The organism is Parafrankia discariae (assembly GCF_000373365.1).
Lineage (GTDB): Bacteria > Actinomycetota > Actinomycetes > Frankiales > Frankiaceae > Parafrankia > Parafrankia discariae.
Genome location: NZ_KB891140.1, coordinates 1 through 5081, shown reverse-complemented (window position 1 = coordinate 5081; position 5081 = coordinate 1). Strand labels below are relative to the sequence as shown.

1 protein-coding gene is annotated in these 5081 nt (G+C 76.2%); it reads right to left on the bottom strand.

Features of this window, described 5'->3' with window-relative positions; translation table 11 throughout:
* A partial coding sequence (locus B056_RS0107515; RefSeq protein WP_456095363.1) for a type I polyketide synthase occupies positions 1-5049 on the bottom strand: 5049 nt, incomplete at its 3' end.
* Between the last annotated feature and the right edge of the window lie 32 nt (positions 5050-5081).

The following is a 5081-nucleotide window of genomic DNA, read 5'->3' as shown; positions in this document are numbered from 1 at the left end:
CAGCACACCAGCCGCGTACGCCGCAGTGACCTCACCGATCGAATGACCCACCACCACCTCCGGAACCACCCCGTACTGACGCAGCAACGCCAGCAGACCCACCTCAACCGCGAAAATCGCCGGCTGCGCGTAACCCGTCTGATCCAACAACTCCGGCGCNTTGTCGATCACATCCCGGACCGGACGATCCAACAGACCATCCAGATGCGCACAGGCCGCGTCGAAAGCATCCGCGAAGACGGGGAAGGCACCGCGGAGCCGGCTGCCCATGCCGGGACGCTGGGCGCCCTGACCGGTGAACAGCACCGCCAGCCGGCCGCCGGTGACCGTCCCGGTGACCGCGTCGCCGGGGAGCCGGCCGTCGGCCAGCGCGGTGAGGGCGTCGCGCAGGTCCGCGGTGTCCGAGGCGAGGAGCACCGCGCGGTGCCGCAGCGCCGGGCGTGCCGCGTAGGCCCGGCCGATCGCGGAGACCGGCAGGGTGGGATGGGCCGTCAGGTGGGCGGCGAGCCGGCGGGCCTGCGCGCGCAGGGCTGTCTCGTCGTGGCCGGCCAGCAGCACCGGGTACGGCGACGGCGTCAGCGCCGGCCCTGCGCCCGCGGCCGGATTCGGGGTCTCGTCGCGCTCCAGGGCTTCGTCCCGGCCCGGGGCCTGTTCGAGGACGACGTGGGCGTTGGTGCCGCTGAACCCGAACGAGGAGACGCCGGCCCGGCGCGGACGGCCCTCCTCCGGCCAGGGCCGCGCCGCGGTGAGCAGCCGGACGGCCCCGGAGGTCCAGTCCACATGCGGGCTCGGCTCGTCCACGTGCAGGGTGCGCGGCAGGATGCCGTGGCGCAGCGCCAGCACCATTTTGATCAGTCCGGCCAGGCCGGCGGCGGCCTGGGTGTGGCCGATGTTGGACTTGACCGAGCCGAGCCAGAGCGGCCGGTCGGCCGGCCGGTCCTGGCCGTAGGTGGCGAGCAGGGCCTGGGCCTCGATCGGGTCGCCGAGGGTGGTGCCGGTGCCGTGCGCCTCGACGGCGTCGACGTCCTGCGGGGTCAGGCCGGCGGTCGCGAGCGCCTGCCGGATGACGCGGCGCTGGGACGGTCCGTTGGGGGCGGTCAGCCCGTTGCTGGCCCCGTCCTGGTTGACGGCGCTGCCGCGGATGACGGCGAGGACGCGGTGGCCGTGCCGGCGCGCGGCGCTGAGCGGCTCGACGACGAGCATGCCGGCGCCCTCGCCCCAGGCGGTGCCGTCGGCGGCGGCGGCGAAGGACTTGCAGCGGCCGTCGGCGGCCAGGCCGCGCTGGCGGGCGAACTCGACGAACGTCCCCGGGGTCGACATCACCGTCACGCCGCCGACCAGCGCGAGCTCGCACTCACCGGCCCGCATCGCCTGCACGGCCAGGTGCAGCGCGACCAGCGAGGACGAGCAGGCGGTGTCGACCGTGACCGCCGGCCCCTCCAGCCCGTACATGTAGGCGAGCCGGCCGGAGAGGATGCTCGCCGCGTTGCCGGTCCCGATGTGGCCCTCGGCGCCGGTGTCGCCTTCGAGCAGCGCCACGTAGTCCTGGCCGTTGGAACCGGCGAACACGCCGACCGGACGTCCGCGCAGGGACAGCGGGTCGATCCCGGCCCGCTCGAAGGCCTCCCAGGACGTCTCCAGCAGCAGCCGCTGCTGCGGGTCCATGGCCAGGGCCTCGCGCGGGCTGATCCCGAACAGGTCGGCGTCGAACTCGGCGGCGTCGTGCAGGAAACCGCCCGCGTGGGCGTAGAAGGTGCCGGGACGCTCCGGGTCCGGGTCGTAGAGGGCGTCGAGATCCCAGCCGCGGTCGGTCGGGAACGGGCCCATCGCGTCGCCGCCGGCGACGAGCAGCTCCCACAGCGCGTCAGGGGTGTCCACCCCGCCCGGGAACCGGCAGGCCATGCCGACGATCACGATCGGGTCGTCGGCGATATCCACCGTGGACGTCGGTGCGCCCGTCGGCGGCAGCGGAACCGACGACGGCGCCCCGGTGGTGCCGCCGGCGAGGTCGAGGACGAGGCCGACGAGCCGTTCGACATCCGGGTAGTCGAACACCAACGTCGCCGGCAGCGTCAGGCCGGTGGCGGTCCCCAGCCGGTTGCGCAGCTCGACCGCGGTCATCGAGTCGAAGCCCAGCTCGCGGAACGACCGGTCGGGCCCGACAGCCGCCTCGGAGGAGTGGCCGAGGACGGCCGCGACGGTCCCCTGCACCAGCTCGCGCGCCAGGCGGTCGCGGTCGGCGGAGGTCGCCCCGGCCAGCCGCTCGGCGAACGCGCCGGTGGGACGTCCCCCCGCGGCCGGCGCCGGCCCCGCCGCCTCGGGCAGCCCGTCGAACAGCGCCCGCGGCCGGCTGGCCGTGAAGATCGGCAGAAACGTCTCCCACCGGACGTCGGCCACGACGAGCGGGCCGCCGCCGTCCGGCGAGTCGGCCTCGGGGCCCGTGCCGACGGCGCCGGCGAGGGCGGCGATGGCATGGCGCGGGCTCATCGGGGCCAGGCCGCGGCGGCGCAGGTTGTCCGCGACGGCGTCGTCGGCGGCCATGCCGGTCTCCGCCCAGGGACCCCAGGCGAGCGCGGTCGCGGGCCGGCCGGCGGCCCGGCGGCGCTGGGCCAGCGCGTCCAGGGCGGCGTTGGCGGCGCCGTAGGCCGCCTGCCCGGCGCTGCCCCACACGCCGGAGATGGAGGAGAAGACGACGAACGCGTCCAGCGGGGTGTCGCCCAGCAGCTCGTCGAGGTGCCGGGCGCCGGCGACCTTGCCGGCCATGACCCGGGCCAGGTGGTCGGCGTCGGCCGCCAGGAGCGGGGCGTCCTCGGCGACCCCGGCCGCGTGCACCACCGCGTTGACCGGTCCGTCGGGGGAGTTCGGGCCGTTGGGCGACTCCGGGCCACCGAGGGAGCCGAGGGAGCCGAGGAGCTCCGCGACCGCCGCGCGGTCGGCGAGGTCGCAGGCCCGCACCAGGACCTGCGGCCCGGCGGCGGACAGCTCCTCGACGAGCGCCGGCACACCGGGAGCGTCCGGGCCGCGCCGGCTCACCAGTACCAGCCGGTCGACGCCGTTCGCGGCGGCCCAGCGGGCCACCTCGGCGCCGAGGCTGCCCGTCCCGCCGGTGACGAGCAGCGTGCCGCGCGGCCGCCAGCTCCGGTCGGCCGCCGCCGGGGCGGCGTGCGCCAGCCGGCGGACGAAGATGCCACCGTCGCGGACGGCCACCTGGTCCTCGCCGGCCGGCAGGCCGGTCAGCGCGGCCACCGCCCGGGCCGCGGTCGGCGCGTCGACCGCGACCGGCAGGTCGATCAGACCGCCCCACCGTTCCGGGTGCTCCAGGCCGACCACCCGGCCGAGGCCCCAGATCTCAGCCTGACCCGCGGCCAGGAAGCCGTCCGTGGGGCCGGTCGTGACCGTGCCCGAGGTCACCAGCCACAGCGGGGCGGCGACGCCCGCGTCCCCCAGCGCCTGCACGACCGCCAGCGTGCCGGCGAGGCCGACGGCCCCGGCGATCGCGACGACGCCGGTCGGGGGCTCGTCCAACGCGGACAGCCGGGCGGCGAGATCGGCCCGGTCACCGACCGGCACCACCCGCACGGTCGCCCCGGCCGCGGAAAGCGAGACAGTGAGAGCGGCGGCCAGCTCGGCATCCGGAGCGGCGTCCAGCCCGTCCTGGTCACCAAGCCCCTCCTGGTCACCAAGCCCGTTCTGCTCAGCAGCGCCGATCAGCAGCCAGCTCCCGGGCTGCGGGCGAGGAGCAGGGTCGGGGACCCGCTGCCAGTCGACCCGGTAGCGCCAGCCGTCGACCGCGGCGGAGTCACGGCGGCGGGCCCGCCAGGCGGCGAGCGCCGGCAGGACGGCCTCCAGCGCGGTGTCCGACACCTCGAGCTGGGTGGCGAGACCGGGGACGTCGCCGCGGTCCACCAGCTCCCAGAAGTCGGCGGCCGCCCGGTCCGCGGATACGGCGGGCACGGCGGATTCGGGGAGGGCGTCGAGCCAGTACCGCTGCCGGTCGAAGGCGTAGCCGGGCAGGGCGGGGTGCGGGCCGTCGATGCCGGCGAACAGGGCGGACCAGTCGACCGGAACGCCGGCGACGAACAGCCCGGCCAGCCCGGTGAGCGCGGCGGCCGCCTCGTCGCCGTCCCGGCGCAGCAACGACATGAAACCGCCGGGGCGCCGCGGGAGGCACTGCTGGGCCAGCGTCGTCAGCGTCGCGTCCGGGCCGAGCTCGACGAGGCAGCCCGCCTGCAGCTCGGCGAGCGCGCCGACGGCGGCGGCGAACCGGACCGGCTCGCGAACCTGGCGCACCCAGTACTCCGGATCGGACCAGAGCCCCGGCGTGACCGGACGCCCGGTCACCGTCGAGACCGCGGGCAGGCTCGGCTCGACCAGCGTCAGCCCGCGCACCACCGCCCGGAACCCGGCCAGCATCGGCTCCATCAACGCCGAGTGGAACGCGTGGCTGGTCCGCAGCCGGGACGTCTTCCAGCCACGGGCGGCGGCCCGCTCGGCGACGGCGGCGACCGCCTCCCCCGGCCCCGACACGACCACCGACGACGGACTGTTGACCGCGGCGAGATCCAGATCGGCACCGACGAGCTCGACCACCTCAGCCTCACTCGCCTGGACGGCCAGCATCGCCCCGCCGGCGGGCAGCGCCTGCATCAACCGGCCCCGCGCCGCCACCAGCGCCGCCGCGTCCGCCAGACTCAACACCCCCGCCGCGTACGCCGCCGTGACCTCCCCCACCGAATGCCCCGCCACGACCTCCGGCGTCACACCCCACGACCGCAGCAACCCCAGCAACCCCACCTCCACCGCGAACAACGCCGGCTGCGCCCACCCCGTCTGATCCAGCAGACCCCCACCCACACCCACACCCTCGACAGCACCCGCACCGGCACCACCGACATCGACCCCGGCACCGGCACCGGCACCGGCACCGGCGACATCGACCCCGCCGATGACCAGACGCAACGGCCGATCCAGATGCCTGTCCAACAGGTCACAGACCTCGTCGAACGCCGCAGCGAACGCCGGGAACACCTCGTACAGCCGCCGGCCCATCCCCACCCGCTGCGAACCCTGACCGGCGAAGA